Raw genomic sequence first — 17,620 nt, 5'->3', positions numbered from 1 at the left:
CATGACCCAATCCCAAAAGTAATCACACGTGACCATGAACCGTCCAGGTTCATGGACGGTATCCCGAATCGATGATCAGAGAGACGATTTCCCGAAGAACGTCATCGGGCAGCGACGGCAACGCGTCGGCGATTAGTTTGAGCAGATCCCCGGGCGTTTGCTGCGCTTTTTGCTGCAACGGTTCACCCGTATCGTATAGCGATTGATCAGGTGTTTTGCCGTAAGTGCTTTCACAGTCTACGTCTGTCGGGGGCGGCGTTCCAGATGACACGCCGACTTTTAATCCGTAGGTCCAGGGTTCAAGTCCCTGCGCCTTCACTTATATTGAAGAACGGGTTGCGTCATTTTGACGTGACCCGTTTTTCTTTTTGGTATCGTGCATTCGCCGATCTCACGTAGGCTGGATTTCATCCGTACGATTCGCCACGATGGTGACATGTGTGGACGATTCAACCTTCGGACGAACCTTTCTACGGTCGCAGACGTCTTCGATGTTGCGCCGCGACAGGTGGAGTTGCCGTTCCGTTACAACATTGCCCCGACGCAGACGCTGGTGGCCATTCGCCAGGATGAGGACGAGCGTGAGCTTTTTGAGCCCCGCTGGGGTTTGATCCCGTCCTGGGCGAAGGACATGTCGATCGGCAATCGGATGATTAACGCCCGATGCGAAACTGTGGCCGAAAAGCCTGCGTTTCGAGCTGCGTTCAAACGCCGACGCTGCATCATCCCGGCCTCCGGTTTCTACGAATGGAAGGGCAAGAAATCGCCAAAGCAACCGGTTCACATTCACATGATGACCGATTCCGTCTTCGGTTTCGCCGGCTTATGGGAGACTTGGAAAGGCCCTGATGGACCGATCGAGTCGTGCACAATTATTACGACGGAACCGAACGAGTTGACCGCCGAGGTCCACGATCGAATGCCGGTCATCCTGCACTCGGAAGACTATCTTGCGTGGTTGGCGAGTGATGACTCAGAAGAACTTCGAGGCTTATTGATCCCATATCCTGCCGACGAAATGACGATGGAACCCGTGAGTCGCTACGTCTCTAACGCACGAAACGAGGGCCCCGAGTGTCTTAACCCTGTGTGACACAACCGCTTTCAGATGCGAACGTTGTCGACGAAAGACCGTTATTTTTCGTAGTCTGCACCCGTCACACTATTCAGAACGGATTCTTGCCAGTTGCGAAGTTCCTTAGACAACCTCTGCGTGAGTTCTGGCTGCTGGTCTGCGATGTTTTCGGTCTCGGCGGGATCTTTCACCAGGTCGTAAAGTTCGGGTGTTTCATTGCCCGTGGCATCACCATCGACGACGAGTTTGTATCGGTTGTGCACGAACGAGCGTGGTCCGGTGAAGTCTTTTGGTTCGATCGGTGGTTGGCGGAAGTTGCGAAAACTGCGTGTCAGCTTGCCTTCGAGGTATTTGACCAGCGGAGTGGTTCCCTCTTGGAGTGCCGCTTCGATATACGGCTCGGGCAGCGGTTTGCGGCCGGTTAGGTTGGTCGTGTCGTATTGCCAGAACCCGATTGGGTGCGGACGCTCGCTCAGTTGCCCATCCAGAACCGGCACCAGGGAAGTCCCATCAAGTGGACGATCCGGCAGATCGATGTCAAGCAACTCACAAAGTGTCGGCAGCAGATCACTCGTGACGGCGGGGACATCGGTCGTGCGAGGTTGTTTGATCCGGCTTGGCCACTCGATGATTCCGGGAACGCGAATGCCGCCTTCGTAGACAGACGCTTTGTCTTCCCGAAATGGCGTCGTCACGCGGTCGGTGCTCGGTGGACTCCCATTGTCGCCGCAATAGAACACCAACGTGTTTTTTTGTAAGCCGGACTTCTTCAAGTGCTCGCGCAGGGTGCCGATGGATCGGTCCATTGCGGTAATCTCGGCATACCGTTCCTGCAGGACCTCACGCAACGGGCGTGTGGTCGGCCGACCGGTTTTCATCGATGTGAGTGTTACCATCCGCTGTGAGTACGCTTCTGGTAAGTCGGCATACAGCTCCAAATCTTTGTCGAGACCGCTATACGGTTCGTGTGGCGATCCGAACCAAACGACCGCCATGAATGGTTTGTCGTTCGCCTCGGCCGCGTCGATGAATTTGATTGTTTCTTCAATCGTGACTTCCGATCCCTCGCCGGGAAACTCTTCGGGGGCATTTCCGTTCCGGGAAAAAATCGGATTCATTTCGTAGAAGTTGTCGTGCGACAGATATTCGTCCAACCCCATTTTGCGTGGGTTCGTGGGTGAGTCCGCTTTCACAGGGCCAAGATGCCATTTGCCGAAATGAGCACAGGTGTAGCCGGCCGATGAAAGCAGATGGGCGATCGTGATTTCTTCAGGACGGATGGAATACCCCGGCTCGAATGTGCCGTACCGATTGGGATGCCGACCGGTCAAAAAACTTCCTCGCGTCGGTGAACACGTCGGATGGCCAGCGTAAAACCGGTCAAACCGCAAACCGGTGCGAGCCATCTCATCAAGCACGGGGGTTTTGACATGCGGGTGCCCGTTGTAGCCGGTTTCACTCCAGCCGTGATCGTCCCCCATCAACAACACGAAGTTTGGCGTGTCAGCGGCCTCGATGGGCGAAACACTGCACAACCCGAAAGTCACGACGATGAGAGAATACGCGAAGACTCGCGGAGGAAGTTGCATGAGACGCCCGTTCTCAGAAGTGGATTTGGATGCGTTCGAAGAATCCCACGATACCGCAACTGGGGCTGATCGCAAGTCGAGGTCACTTTAGCGTTCAGATTCCGGGATATACACGGCCGAAAGCCCGCAAACATCCCAAGCACGAGTTCCGCGGCTCACATTCCAGGTCACAAATACGAGACTGCCATCCTCCGACAACGCGGTGCTATAGGTTCCCTTCGGAATGAAGCCGTACTTCTTCTCGTAAAACGGGTGCAAAAACGCGATGACTTTTTTTCGCCCGGTTTTAATGTCGAACTGCACGATGGGGGTGCCATCGCGGTAACCGCCACCGTGTGCACCGGGTGAGTAATAGAGAAATCGACCTGTGGGATCGACGTCGATCGAAGCCACGTACGCATTCTCACCGACGCGAGCCGTACCAATCTCCCGAGTTGATTCCGTTTTGACATTGAACTCCCAAACCGTTGCGTCTCCATTGCGCTGTCCGGTCGAAACGGTGTAAATCAACCCGTCCGCAGTTTCCGAAGTGGCGGCACGGTTCCCCATTGTGACCCCGACCTTGCGGGGTGGTTTGCCGGTTGCGGGATCGAAGCACATCAACTCGCCGTCTTGATTGCCAGGTACGTAGAAAAGTTTCCCGGTCGATTTCGAGAGCATCATCGACCGTGCGGGTCCGTCCGGGCCGGAATATAACAGCTTCTTGCCTAGCAAATCGTACGCAAAGAAGCGGATATCTTGATCTTTCGCATCGGGACCGGCAGCGGTTCCGCCGTAGAAAATCATCCGCTCTGGATCGAGCACACTATTCGGAATGCTGTGTTTCGGTACGGGAATCGCGATGATTTCGCTTTGCTTGGTTTTCGGATTGGTGCGGAAAATCCAATCGCCTTGGTAATGATTGGCATCGTTAGCAGCCCGTGGCGACCCACGATGAGTTGCGTAGTACAACCAACCGTCTTTCCCAAGATCCACGCGGCTATGAATTTTCCCAGGCGTATAATGCCCGTCGGGGAGATTCAAGAGTTGCGCGACATCAACCAACGAACGTAATGACTTCGTTTCCGGGTTGTACTCGTAGACATGAGCCGTCCCGGTGCCGTGCTTCATAATTCCACGACCAATGGCGTAGTGATCGCCAATCGCCGAATAGTATTTGCCATTCGCGACCGATCCGTTGCCCCAGTTCGACCATGGTTTGCCGGGGTAGTTTTGGTTGGGATAAAACAAGAAATCGATTGTCGGTACTTCGCTCGCAATCACCACATCATCATTCAGACTTGCGGGCGGTTTGAGAAAGTCCGCTGAGCGATCTGTCACGACTTCCTTCCCGTCCGGGAGCGTCGGCGGATAAGGCAGATCCTCGTCGCGTATCACTTTGGGTTTGGCCGACTTCTTGGCTTGAGCGGAAGCAAGCTTGGCTTCGCTCAACGAGAGTGTCAGAACAACGCAAATCGACAGAACAGTTCGGCTCGTCATGGAAGCGGCCTCGGTTGAACGCGGAGAACAAGCGGGCGGAATCGGACATCCTCAGGGAGCCGACGCTGATGGTGGCTCCTGTTTGATAGACGCTCGAAGTTTGATCGCCCTTTCACTGTTGGGATACCGTGAAATGATCTCCCGTTCAAGCGTGTCGGCGTCGGCGACTCGTCCGGTCGCCCGCAACGAATCCGCTGCATGGGTCATCGCGATTGCCGCTAAATGGACATTCTCGCCGTAGACCAACGGCACCCACAAATATGCGGCCGCCGCTTGCCCGTGTTGCTGTTTCAATCGGTAGGCGTCTCCCAGTGTGTACCACGGTCCGCCACGAAGTTCGTCCGGCAAAAAGCGAATATCCGCCGCCCATAGATCCAAATCGGCGGAACTCACTTGATTCCGTTGAATCTCCGTTCTCCAAAGTTGCATCTTCGCCAGTTGTCGCCAGGGTTGTTCCGCGAAATCGGCCAGACGGAGCATTTGATTTCGTGCGGCGGCCCCGTGTTCGGCGTCCATCAGCAACGCACTTGCCGACAACAACCCAGCGACTTCTTCGTTGCGAAGTTTCCAAGCGAGGGCTTCGTTGCGGTGTTCCTTCGTTGGCGTTGACTGTGTCCATAATAGTGGAGCGAGTGCCAAGTGACGGGAATTCGAATCACTCCGCAAGATCGCCAAAAAGTTGTTCCCGGCAGCTGCATAATCACCCCGATGAAACGCACAACGCACGAGCATTGCCAACAGGTCTCGCCGAACCCATGCGCGTGGTTCGGACGTAAGAGCCGCTCGAAATTGCTCGTTCGCTTCTTGGATCTTCTGTTCTGCGAACAGCCGTAAACCCTTGATATGCGATTCGGAAAGCGGTGTTTCGACCTCTGAGACTTGGTCGGCGGACTGCGTCAGGGTTGGCCCGTCGTCTTTCAATCGGTAGCGGATGACGGAAGCATTGTAATCGGAAATGAAGCAGCTCACGACAATCTCGCCACCGCTGTCTTGTCGCAAGCGAAACCGATCGGTCGGTTCGGCGGCGAAAAGTTGCTGTGCGATACCGGCAACGAGCAGTCCGCAAATCCCCATCGCGCGAAGACCGACCGGACGCTGAATGGATCGCGTCCGCTCTTTGAGCTGATTAGCGGAGTTGTTCGGTGTTCCGGTAGGTGTACGTTCCACGATTTTGGCTGGCGAGTATGCGGAGAAAGTTGGATTCTTCGGGTTGTAGATCAGGACCTTGCCCGAACTTGATGCAATGAATGGCAGCCCGACGGCCCCGATTGAGTTTGGTCCGAATGGTATAGAGTTCCGCCGGCTCGAGTTTCGGATCGTCGGCATCGGTGAGGAAGAATACCACGTCTGGATCAAGCGAAAATGCTCGTTCCATGGCCGGCATATGCTTGGTTCCGCCCTCGGCCAGAATCGTGCGAATGAACCGATTTGCCAAAACTTGGTTGTGCTCGCTCGCTCGATAAAGTTTTGCTCGGATGTCGTTGTGGAACTTCATCGGGAACACGACGTCATTGTAAGCGACGATTTGAAACTGCTGCGTGCGATCCAAACGATTGACGCTTTCAATGAGCTTGGCTTTCGCGTACTCGATTGCGTCATGCGTATTCATGCTGGCAGAGGTGTCGATGATGTAGACAATACGCTCCGCCGTCGAGGTTTGCCCCATGAAACTGACTTGCCCCACGCCTGCGCCACCCGAAGGTGGGGGAGCTTGTTCGTTGGGCGTGAGTTGCGACGGTTTGACCTCCGTTTCGGGTACTCCGCCGGAGGGGGCGGTCTTCGTTCCCATGCCGATCAAAGGCGTTGGTTTCGGCTCGGGCAGTTTCGTCAAATTGTTGAGAACTTGTTCATCGATTTTCTCGGCATCCGTGGTCGTTTCGAGCGGATCGACGGTCGGTTCCACGATCGTTTCCGGCTGTGGAACCTCTTCGGCAACAGGTTGCTCGATTGGTTTTTCTGGCTTGAGATAGATGCCGACTTCGCGGAGACCGTCGTCTTGCGCGGGACCGATGCCGGGTGAGCTATCGCCGCAACTTGGCAGCCCGGATGTGATCAAAACACCTAATACGATTCCGTGAATCAGCGCGGAAATGATCCACCCCGGACCTGCCGCCGAGTGCGTTGGTTGCTGGGGTGGTGAAGGAGCGGTCGATGGCATGGAGTCTCCCCATGTGCGGGAACGTTCACGGTTCGTCCACCGACCATTCTATCTACAATGACACGAAACCCGAAGACCGACTTCTAACGAGGCGGAACGGGCCCGGTTCGCAGGATGGGTTCTAGCTCCTCGACGAAGTCGTTGACGTCTTCATAGTCGCGATACACCGAGGCAAACCGCACAAATGCGACTTGATCCAGTTCGCGTAGCGACTCAATCACACGTTCGCCAATGAAGCGGGAATTCACTTCCCGTTCAAAGCTTTCGTGAATTTCTGACTCTACGCTAGCGATGATTGCATCGACCTGATCTTCTGAAACCGGGCGTTTCCAACACGCTTTCTCGATCCCAGCTCGCAACCGTTCGCGGCAGAATGGAACACGATTGCCATTTTTCTTGACGACTTTGATTGTCGATTGCTCAATCTTTTCGTACGTGGTAAACCGACGTCGACAGTCCGCGTGTAAACACTCACGACGACGACGGATGACGAAATCGTGACTCGACCGCGAATCGATGACTCGCGTTTCGCCTTGCCGACAAAATGGACAGTGCATTAGGTCAAGCTCTCCGCAACGTTGGGACAGGGGCACCATTCCCTGTGTGTTGGACTCACACTGTCACTCACTCGATAATAACCCACATGTAGAATACTCATGTCAACGCCCAATGACCAGTCATTCTCAAACAAATCCGTGGAAACGGAGAATACCGACGAACAGTCGCGAATTGAACTCTCGCAACTGACCCGACTGGTTGTGATCAATCAACTCTTGTGGAGTGCCGGCTACTCGCTGACTTCCGGCGGATTTCTCCTCTATTTCGCCAAAGGGTTGGGGGCGGATGATTGGTCGATTCGAATTCTTATTGTAATGCCTGAATTACTAGGGCTATCGGGACTGTTGAGTCGCAAGCTGTTGCAGCATTTCGGCAGTTCCAAACGGTTGTTTATGACGTTCTCGCTGCTTGCCCGTGTCACTATGCTGGCGGTACCGCTCTACGGGTTTCGACTATTCCGTGGCGAGGCCGATGTCACGTTCGCCTCGATGATTGCGGTTCTGGCGATTTCCTACATTCTGCAGGAAATTGCGTTCGTGGTTTATATCTCGTGGATTAGCGAACTCGCACCCAAGAATAACTGGGGCCGATTCTTCGCATGGCGGAACGTTGCGAAACTGTTGCCGTTGCTCATCATTGCTGTGCCTGCGGGATTTCTGCGGGACTGGTGGCGGCGAGCCGGTCCGCCGGAAGAGGCGTTGCTGGCGTATGAGGTGGCGTTCTCGTTGGGGATCTTTTTGTTGATCCTCTCACTTTGGCCGATGCTCAAGTTGCCCGATGTGAAACTGCCGCCGATCGCGGATGCCATCCCAAACCGACGAAGGATTCGCGAAGCATGGAAAGACCCGTCGACGCGGTATCTTCTTCTCTATGCGTGGTCTCTGGCGTTTGCGAACGGTTTGACTCAACAAGCCCTGTTTTCACTGGTCTACAGTTACTTGGGACTTCAGTTGGGCATGTTCTATGCGCTCAAAAGCTTGATGAACGTCGCCAAACTTCCTGTGAGCTGGTACACAGGGCATCACTGTGACCGGTCCGGAAACCTTCGCCCACTTGTTGTCGGTCTGCTGATTGCGACCAGCGGACTCGTCTTTTGGTTGTTCGCCACGAAAGAGCAGTGGTGGTGGGTGGTTCCGTCTTATATTTGCTGGGGGTTTTATGCGATGGCCAATATCGCGGGACGAAACCTCGCACTCGGTTTGGCACCCGACGAGGATCGGGCTGCGCACTTCGCGTTGTTTCGGCAAGTCAGCGGATTGATTGCGGGGCTTTCCGGTCTGCTTGGCGGTTGGTGGTTGGGTCAGATGTTTCAAGCGGGCGTGGAATGGAGTCTTCTCGGGCGTTCGTTGGGAGCCGCCCATGTGGTCATTGTGGTCTCGCTATTTGCTCGCTACGCGTCGATGCTGTGGCTGATCCCCGTTCGCGAACCCCGCTAGCCACAACGGACTTACCGACGTTTCCTCTTCGCCGTTTTGGTGCGTATGCGGGCGGTGGGTTTCCGACGGCGGATCCAGCGAATCCAACTCTGAAATTGCTCGGCGGCCAGCAGTTGTTCCATCGTGCCGAATTGTCGTTCCAGTTCCTTTTCCGTGAACACAGCATGGATTTGCCGATGACAGGTCGTGCACAATAGCACCGTCTCCCGGCCCTTACGGCTTTTGGGAACAATGTGATGTTTGTTCATCTGCCCGCGATCGTATTGGTGTTCGCAAATCGGGCAAGTCGTCGGTTCGGTAATTTTCATAACAGAAACCGATTTCTCGGACGGTGATACTCGTTGTGATGGGATTGGGTTCACGGTTTATCCTAGCGCATTTCGTGAAGTCGGCCAACGATTGAATTGCGTCTGCTTGCATCCGTCCGCCCAACTGTTTCTACTAAGAGCACGTTGAGTGATTGAGGTTCGCCGCCGGAAATCGCTCATCACCGTTGTGACTTCCAACCGTGAGCAACCTCCCGCCATGTCGGATGACCTCATCTTCGCGATGGGGAAATACGAAGCCCGTATTCCCACCGATCGACACTACTCGAAAAATCATATGTGGGTGCAGAAATCGTCCACAGGCGACACGCGAGTGGGGCTGACCGCTTATTCCGTGCGATTGTTGCAAGATGTGTACTTTTTGGAGTGGTCGATTGATCCCGATTCGACGGTGACGAATCGTCAGGAAATCGGTGAAATCGAAAGTTCCAAGGCCGTGTCCTCGTTACACACACCCTGCGATGGAAGAATCCTCGAGTTCAACGAGGATTTGCTAAACGATCCATCGCATATCAACGCGGACACTTACGGAGCCGGTTGGCTTTACACAATGCAAACCGATGCCGATTTGCTCTCAGCACAGGAGTATCTTGAGCATCTGGAGCAGGGCTGGGAGAAGGACCAACGATTGATTAAGGGGCAGGTCAACTAAACCAGTTGACCGCTCTCCAAGACGTTCTTCGACTTTGAATCGAAAGAAACCACTATGGCCGCGAAGAAACTGACCGTCGTCATTTCGCAGCATCAAGGCAAACACCCCGTTAAGCGAAACATGGAGGAGGAAATCGCGGCGGCCTTGATTATGGATTCCGACATTGACGTGTCGCTGGTGCCCCACGTCTACGACATGTCTGCCGACCATACGGGGATGCTGTTCCTGCGAGGCATTCCCGGTCCTGTCGTGGTGTTGTCGTGGATGTACCCGCGAGCGTGTCGCTGGATTCTCGATCGACAAGGCGTTCGTGGCCAAGAGGGCATGACGCTACTCAAGGCAGAGGGTGAAGACGAAGACGATCTTCCCGACGCTGAGGATGAAGATCGCAACGGCATCGGCTCACTTGATGTCCCCAAACGGAAACTTTGGTGCTTGGACTTACGAGCCTACGACGATCCGGAAGTCTATCTCGAGGAGATTCGCCGGATCGCCAAGGACTGCACGATGCAAACCGTCGATTTGCTCGGCTGGATTGGCGGGCAGCCCAAGGCCGATCAGATGCAGCGGTATCTCGCATCACCGGCCACTAACGGAACCGCCCCGACCAACGGAAGCACACCGGCGAAACCCACACCGTTACCCACGTCCGCGGATCAAGAACCGACGAAACGCCGGTGGTATCCGGTGATCGATTACAGCCTGTGCACCAACTGTATGGAGTGCATCGACTTCTGCCTATTCGGTGTGTACGGCGTGGATCAACTCGACCGCATTCTGGTCGAAGAACAAGATAACTGCAAAAAAGGCTGTCCCGCGTGTAGTCGGGTCTGTCCTGAAAATGCGATCATCTTCCCGCAACACAAAACGCCCGCGATCGCTGGGGCCGAAGGTGAAGTGGCCGGGCTAAAAATCGATCTCTCGAAACTCTTTGGTGGCGACGACACCGGGAAAACGCCACTTGAAATGGCCGTCTTGGAACGCGATCAAGAACTAGTCGCCGACGGACGCGACGCGGTCGGCATGAACGTCGGCATCCCCAAACGTCAACCCGCCAACGCAACCGCCCCCCGCGACGAACTTGACGACCTCATGGACGGCTTGGACGACCTCGATTTGTAACACGACCATACTCGGAAGCATCGTCTTGAATACCGACCGTCTTCATCTCAATTACGAAGTCGCTCGCGATCATTTGCTTGCCCAACGCAATTCGTCCGGGCATTGGGTGGGGGAGTTGTCAACGTCGGCATTGTCGACCGCGACGGCGGTGATGGCACTCGAAATGGTCTCACGGCATCGCAGCGGTGAATGGGAGCAAGATCGCTTACGCTCGTTTATCACGCGCGGTCTCGCATGGTTGGCAAGCTATCAAAACGAAGACGGCGGCTGGGGCGACACAACGAAAAGCCTCAGCAACATCTCCACATCCATGCTCGCGCGAGCGGTGTTTCGAGCGACGAACACGGAGGAACAATATTCCGATGTTGTCGAAAACGCTCAGTCATACATTGATCGCGTGGGCGGTGTGCCAGCGGTGATAGCTCGGTATGGGAAGGACAAAACGTTCTCTGTGCCGATTCTCACGCATTGCGCCCTTGCGGGGATGGTCGAATGGTCCACGATTCCCGCGTTGCCGTTCGAGTTGGCGTGCCTGCCGGCTCGGTTTTACAAGACGGTGCGATTGCCGGTCGTGAGTTATGCGTTGCCAGCGCTCATCGCCATCGGGCAGGTGCGGCATCACTTCGTGAAGTCGTGGAATCCCTATTTGTGGACGGTTCGCAACGCCGCCCGCAAACGCAGTCTCAAAGTCCTCGAACGCATCCAACCAACCAACGGCGGATTCCTCGAAGCGACGCCGCTGACGAGTTTCGTCACGATGAGTCTCGCCGGCATGGGGTTGGTCGATCATCCGGTGGTCGAAAAGGGTGTGCAATTCATTCTCGATTCGGTCCGTGAAGATGGCAGTTGGCCGATCGATACCAATCTCGCGACTTGGGTGACGACGCTGTCGGTCAACGCGCTCGGTGACGATCTTCCGGAAGCCGCCCGCGAACCGATTCGGCAATTTCTGCTCGATCAGCAATACAAAACCGTCCACCCCTACACCAACGCCGCCCCCGGCGGTTGGGCGTGGACCGATTTGCCCGGCGGCGTGCCGGATGCGGATGACACACCGGGAGCGATGTTCGCGTTGAGTGGAGAGTTGAGGGTTGAGAGTGGAGAGTCAGGGGATGCAATCGAACGCGGCGTGAATTGGTTGCTTGGTTTGCAGAATCGTGATGGTGGTTTTCCGACGTTCTGCCGAGGTTGGGGGACGTTGCCATTCGATCGCAGTTCCGCGGACATTACGGCTCATGCTTGGCGGGCCTTGCATCGGTATTCGATCAAAGTTGAATTAGAGTCTTTTTCGGACATCAATCTCGCTGATTCTGTAGAGAACATGACGATGCCACCTGGAGACGGTGTTGAACGTCATGTAATCATTCCTCGAATGATACAACATGCAGTCAAACAGGCGGAACGATTCTTAAAACGCGTTCAAAACTCCGACGGTTCTTGGTTCCCCCTCTGGTTCGGCAATCAACACCATCCGAACGAGGAAAACCCGACTTACGGCACCGCTCGGGTGTTGGCGGCTTATCGGGATGCGGAAAAACTGCAGTCCGAACCGGCGGTACGCGGTGTTCAATGGTTGGTCGACAATCAGAACGACGATGGCGGTTGGGGGGCGGCGAAGGGAATTGTTTCGAGTACCGAAGAGACGGCCCTGGCAACGGAAATTCTGCTTTCGGTGCCGAACGCTCGCGAATCGGCGGCACGGGGCGTAGAATGGTTGTTGGAAAAAATCGAGGACGGAAGTTGGACCGAACCGACGCCGATCGGTTTCTATTTCGCCAAGTTATGGTATTTTGAAGAGTTGTACCCGCAGATCTTCACGGTCGCCGCCCTGCGGAGAGCCTGCCAAGTGTTCCTACCCAAAACCGAGGCCAGCGAAACTTCCGCTTAGAAGTCCGTTGGCACCGACTATACATTGCAAGGAGATGTCCCGTGTCGATCGATGCGACGCCGTACTACGACGCCGACGGACCCACCGGCACGGCTACCACTTCCTCAACACCTCGGATGGACGACGATCCGAAACCCGTCAAACGCCAACGCCGCAAAAGCACCAGCCATCTCAAAGCCGTCCCGGAAACGCTGACGGAACGCGAGGAGATTAAATCCGCCGCGGAGCAGTTCGCCAAACGGCTGGACGCGTCCAACCCCTTCGCCAAAAAGACCTTGGAACAATGGGGACGGGAACTACTCGAAGAAACGGGCAAGCCCGAAAAATTCCTGGGCTTCGCGATGGTGCTCATTGGCAACTTCTTCTGGAAGCGACAATTCCTGGCGATTCCGTTCGAACGACGGATGCTGTTGTTGCCACACTGTCTGAAACACGCGGAAGGTTGCCCGGCTGATTACGACGAGTTCGGTCTCGACTGTGAGAAATGCGGTGCCTGCTCGATCGCCGACTACAAAGTGAAAGCCGAGAAACTCGGTTACAAGGTGCTCGTCGCTGAAGGTTCGCCGGTCGTTTTGAAGATCATCGTGTCCGGGCATATCGACGGCATCCTGGGCGTTGCCTGTCTCAATGTGCTGGAAAAGGCGATCGACAAGGTCCTGATTGCAGGCGTGCCAAGTTACGCGATTCCGCTGCATTCGGGCGACTGCAAGAACACCACGCTTGACGAAAGCTGGGTGTGGGACGTGCTCGAAGAATACCAACCGCTGCCAGAACCGCAGACGAATAGTTACGTTCCGCTACTGCGTTCCGCGAATCGACTGTTCGACACTGAACGGTTTGAAACGCTTCTTCCACGGGTGCGAACCAAAACCACCGAGGCAGCAAATAGTCCAATCGGCCAGACCGAACGCATTGCTTACGACTGGTTGGCGAATGGCGGAAAACGGTTCCGGCCGTTCATGACGCTTGCGGCTTACGACGCCCTCACCGGCGCGAAAACACTTAAGACAATGGGTGAGGAACCGATCGACTTCTCGGATGGCGTCGGTCGGGTTGCGATGGCTATTGAAGCATTCCATAAGGCATCGCTCGTCCATGACGACATCGAAGACGACGACCAATACCGTTACGGCCAACAAACGCTGCACCGGCAATTCGACACCGGTACCGCGATTAATGTCGGAGACTATTTGATTGGCGTTGGATATCGTCTAGTGACTTCGGCGTGTGCAGACATCGGGCCCGAGGCAGCGGCGGATATTCTCGACCGCATGGCGGCTGCTCACATCAAGTTGTGTGACGGGCAGGGGGCCGAAATGGCTTGGCAGAATTCCGATCTGTCACTCACGCCTCTCGACGCACTCCAGATCTACGCCCTGAAGACATCGCCGGCGTTCGAAGCTGCTTTGTATGCGGGTGTGCGAATGGCAGGCTCGGTCGAAGCGTATGAGGAGACAATCACGCAGTTTGCTCGGCAGGTGGGGATTGGTTTCCAGATTCTCAACGACTTGAAAGATTGGCGAGGCGACGTCGATAATAAACTCGTAGCTGGTCAGGATGCGTTGGCACTCAGACCGACGGTGCTGCTCGCGTTGGCATTGCAGTCCGCGAGTGAAGACGAGCAAGCCGAGATTCGCCGACTCCTGCGAAGTGAAGAACCGCCGGCGATGCGGATGGGACGTCTGCGTCGCATCTTTGAACGCTACGATGTCTTCACGAAAGCGGAATCGCTTGTGGAGAAATCACGGGCCCGAGCCGAGGCACTCGCGGATGCAGTAGAGCCTGACGAGTTTCGTCAGTTGCTTTACTTCCTGACCGATACCGTATTGGCGGACGAGGACACATCCGACTTGCCGCCGCAAGCCAGCGACATCCTTGTTCCGTTACCAATCGCATCCGGCGTGTAGTTTTCCGCTTGTTGCGAACTGTTTCAGTCGGAAATCGCAGCGATCACAGTGCTGGTCGGCAGCACTCGCGATGCGTCAGCGGTAGGCGAACAGTTTAGCTTAGCCAGTGATCAATTGGGGGGTGCGGCTGCCGGTGTGTCGTCGAACTCCTCACAGCGTTTTTCCCAATCGATTTGTTCTTGATGCTTCGCATGCAGAACACGTTCGGGTCGTAGCCCGATTTGAAAGAAGCCGTAGCCTAGTCGGGTGCAGTGTTCAACTTCGCATCGCAGGAACGTCGGCCCGTTGGTACCTGGCAGGATAGCAATCACATGATCCGAAGTGAGCGGCCGGTTGTGCACCAGCGACAAACCACCGACGGAAATGTCCTTGCTGACAGCCGGCAACGCTTTTGAGTAGTCACCGCGTTTGTTGAGTTCCGTCGGCACCAGCCAAACGACTTCCGAGAATGGCGACCGTTGGTTTTTCCGGTCCGCGTGACGAATCCCATCCATGCATACCGTATTGACGCGGTTGGTCAACGCGGTTTGAACTTCCTTACGACGGTTGAAATACTCGAAATCCAACATGTCAGTCTCCAGCGACGGAAGAAACCGGATCGCGGTGTTCTGCTTGGCGGCCGTAGCGTTCACCCCGTGATGAACAAGATTCCGCACGATAGCGAATGCTTCGGCGAAAGGTGACCTGCGGTCGCAGTATCAATATCAAAAACCTTAGTTCACAGAACGGCCGCTGCGGTGGAATCTTGGGTCAATTCGTTTCGCATTGCCGAAAAAACGTTCTTGGCCACAAGGTCGTCGACGTCCACACTGTGCAGAAACTTGCCACCACTCTCGTAAATCCCACGCTGTAAAAATCGACACCAAGTCAATTTCAACGCTCGATGGATCTTGGTCGTCGTCTCCATCGGGAAGGAAATTACGACATACCGCTCAATAATCGGCTCAAGATGCCGAAACGAGAACCCGCCGACAGAGATGTCGCGGCCATCGACAACAATCGAGGAGCCAGTTTGCGTGGTGAATGCTTCGTCGAATGGCGTCAGTAGGACCGAATGAGGATACTGCACCCGTTGCCAACGTCTTTGCGGAAGCGTCTGCCCGTGCGGCTGCCAACACAAATGAGAAGATTGGGGCAATACCGAAATCGTCGTCGCAAAGTAATAGGACGGATCGGTAACGTCGGGCATCACAAGGTTTTGCACGGAATCCCTACGCTTTTCTGAACGTATTGCTATCGCATGAAACGACCAACGACCGTGGAGAGAACAGGTCGTCACATCGGAGAATTGAATTGCCAGCTCATTCCGGCCGGCAAGCGTAGCTTACGTACGTAGGAAGTCAAAACCTTGTGTACATCACTGTAGCAGAAGAGGCGAGAACCTTGCGATTCTCGCCTCGATTCCGGTTATTTCGTGATGATGTCTTGCACGGTGTGATTGCTCGGAATCATCGGCAGAACGTGTTCTTGATAGCTACAAAGAACATCGAGCAGATAAGGACCATCGTGATCGATCATCTCACGGACGGCGGCTTCGTAATCCGCGCGACGCCGGACTTGCTTCGCCTTAACTCCATATCCTTCAGCAATTTGCACAAAGTTCGGGTAGGTAGCATTCGCATATGCCGAACCGTCGCCGTCACCAAGCCACTCGGGGTGATCGATCGGTCCGAGATACGTATGTGCCCGCCGACCTTCCATGAACCGATCTTCCCACTGCACAACCATACCCAAGTGCTGGTTGTTCAACAGCAAAATCTTGACAGGAAGTTTTTCACAATACAGCGTCGCCAGTTCTTGAATGTTCATTTGGAATGAACCGTCGCCATCGATGTCGACCACTAAATCATTCGGATAGGCGGCTTGAACGCCCATCGCAGCCGGCAAACCGAAGCCCATTGTTCCCAAACCGGAACTACTCAGCCAATGTCGTGGCTCATCGAACTTATAGAATTGAGCCGCCCACATTTGGTGTTGGCCGACACCCACAGCGATATACGGGTTTCGCTCGTGAGCAATTCGCCAGAACTCTTCGATCGCGTATTGCTGAATGAGTCCTTCACCCGGATCGTTGTAGGACAGCGGATGCTCTTTTTTCCAACGAGCAATTTTCGTCTTCCACTCTTCGATTTCCGGAAGATCGTCGTCGGTCAGGTGCTTGTTCAAGTCTTGAAGCACCAACTTCAGATCGGCAACGATCGGAATATGGGCTTCTTTGTTCTTATGGATTTCCGAGGCGTCGATGTCGACGTGAATAATCTTTCCGTGTCGGGCGAATTCATCGAGTTTCCCGGTCACGCGGTCATCGAAACGCACACCGAACGCCAGCAACAGATCCGCTTCGTTGACGGCATAATTGGAATAAACCGTGCCATGCATCCCAAGCATGTGCAGGCTTTGCTCGTGAGTGCCGGGAAATGCCCCAAGCCCCATCACGGTCATGGTGACCGGGATTCCCGTCTTGAGAGCGAATTCCTTCAACTCCTCGGCGGCTCCCGATGTGATCGCTCCACCACCGACATACAGAACCGGGCGTTTCGAGCGTTTCACGGCAGCGATGATTTGCTTAATTTGCTCCGGACGGGCGGCATTTTGGACCGGCCGATAACCTGGCAAGTGCATTGGCGGGTCGTAATCGACTTCGTCGAGCGATGCCAACTGCACGTCTTTCGGGAAGTCGATCAAAACCGGTCCCGGTCGTCCCGTACTGGCAACATGGAACGCTTCTTTGACCACGCGGGCAACATCGTTGATGTCGGTGATCATGTAGTGATGCTTGGTAATGGCCCGACAAACTTCGACCATCGGAGTTTCTTGGAAGGCATCGCTACCAATGACGGCTTGCGGAACTTGGCCGGTAATGCACACCATCGGCACGCTATCAAGTTTGGCATCCGCAATAGCCGTGACGAGATTCGTGGCACCAGGACCGCTGGTGGCCATACACACACCGACTTTCCCAGTCGTGCGGGCAACCCCTTGAGCTGCAAACGCCCCACCTTGTTCATGACGAGGAAGAATCGTGCGAATTCGATCGCGGTGCTTCCGCAATGCCTGGTGCAGTGGCATGCTCGCTCCACCCGGGTAGGCGAACACGTGCTCTACACCTTGCCGAATCAGTGCTTCCACAAGAATTTCCGCACCGACTACGGGCGTGGTAATAGGAAGATCGGTTTCGGTGGTAGCGGTCGCTGTGCGAGTGTCTTCGGCAGATGCCACGGCTGGTTTCCTCATGTGTTCCGGGTTTGTGGGACCCAATTTCGACAGTTTTTCCAGGCTCATATCTTAGTCAACCACCCCCTTCGTTGGCGAGCAGGGATGGCAAAACGCTTCAAAATTTTGCGTAAATTCCTCCACGGACGTCACCATACGAACTTTTTCTCGATTCGACGGGCTTTTTTGAACGTGGAATAACCCCAGTTCTGCCCAT

General features: G+C 55.0%; 16 protein-coding genes and 1 tRNA gene. 7 read left to right on the top strand and 10 right to left on the bottom strand.

All coding sequences use genetic code 11. The annotated features are described in order from the left end of the window. Positions 1-49 precede the first annotated feature (49 nt). A complete protein-coding gene (locus tag AC5DDB_RS10675) occupies positions 50-271 on the bottom strand; it encodes a hypothetical protein (protein WP_491739703.1) in 222 nt (73 codons plus the stop codon). Here AC5DDB_RS10675 and AC5DDB_RS10670 point away from each other — a divergent pair. Then, positions 249-318, top strand: a tRNA-OTHER gene (locus tag AC5DDB_RS10670). The genes AC5DDB_RS10675 and AC5DDB_RS10670 overlap by 23 nt on opposite strands. Positions 319-436: 118 nt before the next feature. Further along, positions 437-1,093, top strand: coding sequence for an SOS response-associated peptidase (locus AC5DDB_RS10665; protein ID WP_491739702.1), 657 nt, complete (start codon positions 437-439; stop codon positions 1,091-1,093). 41 nt (positions 1,094-1,134) lie between these two features. Here the strand turns inward: AC5DDB_RS10665 and AC5DDB_RS10660 are convergent, their stop codons facing one another. The 5 genes from AC5DDB_RS10660 to nrdR form a co-directional block, all read right to left on the bottom strand. Continuing rightward, positions 1,135-2,664: a sulfatase family protein gene (locus AC5DDB_RS10660; protein ID WP_491739701.1), complete on the bottom strand. Its 1,530-nt coding sequence runs from the start codon at positions 2,662-2,664 to the stop codon at positions 1,135-1,137. 87 nt (positions 2,665-2,751) lie between these two features. Continuing rightward, a complete protein-coding gene (locus AC5DDB_RS10655) occupies positions 2,752-4,143 on the bottom strand; it encodes a YncE family protein (RefSeq protein ID WP_491739700.1) in 1,392 nt (463 codons plus the stop codon). Positions 4,144-4,194: 51 nt separating this feature from the next. Next, positions 4,195-5,310 (bottom strand): tetratricopeptide repeat protein, encoded by a 1,116-nt coding sequence (locus AC5DDB_RS10650; RefSeq protein ID WP_491739699.1) that lies wholly within the window; start codon positions 5,308-5,310, stop codon positions 4,195-4,197. Then, positions 5,270-6,301 (bottom strand): vWA domain-containing protein, encoded by a 1,032-nt coding sequence (locus AC5DDB_RS10645; protein WP_491739698.1) that lies wholly within the window; start codon positions 6,299-6,301, stop codon positions 5,270-5,272. The genes AC5DDB_RS10650 and AC5DDB_RS10645 overlap by 41 nt, the downstream gene beginning before the upstream one ends. A gap of 83 nt (positions 6,302-6,384) precedes the next feature. Next, positions 6,385-6,858, bottom strand: coding sequence for a transcriptional regulator NrdR (gene nrdR, locus AC5DDB_RS10640; protein ID WP_491739697.1), 474 nt, complete (start codon positions 6,856-6,858; stop codon positions 6,385-6,387). A gap of 99 nt (positions 6,859-6,957) precedes the next feature. Between nrdR and AC5DDB_RS10635 the strand changes: the two genes are divergently transcribed. Continuing rightward, positions 6,958-8,295, top strand: coding sequence for an MFS transporter (locus tag AC5DDB_RS10635; RefSeq protein WP_491739696.1), 1,338 nt, complete (start codon positions 6,958-6,960; stop codon positions 8,293-8,295). Between the two features lie 11 nt (positions 8,296-8,306). On the opposite strand, the gene AC5DDB_RS10630 is transcribed toward AC5DDB_RS10635, so the two are convergent. Continuing rightward, on the bottom strand, positions 8,307-8,603 hold the full coding sequence (locus AC5DDB_RS10630; RefSeq protein ID WP_491739695.1) for an HNH endonuclease signature motif containing protein: 297 nt from the start codon (positions 8,601-8,603) through the stop codon (positions 8,307-8,309). A gap of 148 nt (positions 8,604-8,751) precedes the next feature. Here AC5DDB_RS10630 and AC5DDB_RS10625 point away from each other — a divergent pair, with 148 nt between their 5' ends. From AC5DDB_RS10625 to AC5DDB_RS10610, 4 genes are read left to right on the top strand one after another with little or no spacing between them, the layout of a single operon-like run. After that, on the top strand, positions 8,752-9,273 hold the full coding sequence (locus AC5DDB_RS10625; protein WP_491739694.1) for a glycine cleavage system protein H: 522 nt from the start codon (positions 8,752-8,754) through the stop codon (positions 9,271-9,273). Positions 9,274-9,327: 54 nt separating this feature from the next. Continuing rightward, complete coding sequence (locus AC5DDB_RS10620) at positions 9,328-10,395, top strand: ATP-binding protein (protein WP_491739693.1); 1,068 nt, start codon at positions 9,328-9,330, stop codon at positions 10,393-10,395. A gap of 25 nt (positions 10,396-10,420) precedes the next feature. Next, complete coding sequence (locus AC5DDB_RS10615) at positions 10,421-12,283, top strand: prenyltransferase/squalene oxidase repeat-containing protein (RefSeq protein ID WP_491739692.1); 1,863 nt, start codon at positions 10,421-10,423, stop codon at positions 12,281-12,283. Positions 12,284-12,324: 41 nt separating this feature from the next. Continuing rightward, positions 12,325-14,190: a polyprenyl synthetase family protein gene (locus AC5DDB_RS10610; RefSeq protein WP_491739691.1), complete on the top strand. Its 1,866-nt coding sequence runs from the start codon at positions 12,325-12,327 to the stop codon at positions 14,188-14,190. A 110-nt stretch (positions 14,191-14,300) separates the two neighbouring features. On the opposite strand, the gene AC5DDB_RS10605 is transcribed toward AC5DDB_RS10610, so the two are convergent. The 3 genes from AC5DDB_RS10605 to ilvB form a co-directional block, all read right to left on the bottom strand. After that, the gene (locus AC5DDB_RS10605; protein WP_491739690.1) at positions 14,301-14,846 is read right to left on the bottom strand and encodes a hypothetical protein; all 546 of its coding nucleotides are present in this window, start codon (positions 14,844-14,846) and stop codon (positions 14,301-14,303) included. Between the two features lie 62 nt (positions 14,847-14,908). Further along, positions 14,909-15,379 carry a hypothetical protein gene (locus AC5DDB_RS10600; RefSeq protein WP_491739689.1) on the bottom strand — a complete coding sequence of 157 codons (471 nt, stop codon included), beginning with the start codon at positions 15,377-15,379 and terminating at the stop codon, positions 14,909-14,911. A gap of 218 nt (positions 15,380-15,597) precedes the next feature. After that, a complete protein-coding gene (ilvB, locus tag AC5DDB_RS10595) occupies positions 15,598-17,424 on the bottom strand; it encodes a biosynthetic-type acetolactate synthase large subunit (protein WP_491739688.1) in 1,827 nt (608 codons plus the stop codon). Positions 17,425-17,620: the final 196 nt, after the last annotated feature.

This window comes from Thalassoroseus sp. (assembly GCF_984380535.1).
This window is presented reverse-complemented; position numbering and strand designations above follow the sequence as displayed.

Bases quoted from the DNA above. Each gene is read 5' to 3' on its own strand.
- AC5DDB_RS10665 (WP_491739702.1), top strand. From the start codon at position 437: ATGTGTGGACGATTCAACCTTCGGACGAACCTTTCTACGGTCGCAGAC.
- AC5DDB_RS10660 (WP_491739701.1), bottom strand. From the start codon at position 2,664: ATGCAACTTCCTCCGCGAGTCTTCGCGTATTCTCTCATCGTCGTGACT.
- AC5DDB_RS10655 (WP_491739700.1), bottom strand. From the start codon at position 4,143: ATGACGAGCCGAACTGTTCTGTCGATTTGCGTTGTTCTGACACTCTCG.
- AC5DDB_RS10645 (WP_491739698.1), bottom strand. From the start codon at position 6,301: ATGCCATCGACCGCTCCTTCACCACCCCAGCAACCAACGCACTCGGCG.
- nrdR (WP_491739697.1), bottom strand. From the start codon at position 6,858: ATGCACTGTCCATTTTGTCGGCAAGGCGAAACGCGAGTCATCGATTCG.
- AC5DDB_RS10635 (WP_491739696.1), top strand. From the start codon at position 6,958: ATGTCAACGCCCAATGACCAGTCATTCTCAAACAAATCCGTGGAAACG.
- AC5DDB_RS10630 (WP_491739695.1), bottom strand. From the start codon at position 8,603: ATGAAAATTACCGAACCGACGACTTGCCCGATTTGCGAACACCAATAC.
- AC5DDB_RS10620 (WP_491739693.1), top strand. From the start codon at position 9,328: ATGGCCGCGAAGAAACTGACCGTCGTCATTTCGCAGCATCAAGGCAAA.
- AC5DDB_RS10600 (WP_491739689.1), bottom strand. From the start codon at position 15,379: ATGCCCGACGTTACCGATCCGTCCTATTACTTTGCGACGACGATTTCG.
- ilvB (WP_491739688.1), bottom strand. From the start codon at position 17,424: ATGAGGAAACCAGCCGTGGCATCTGCCGAAGACACTCGCACAGCGACC.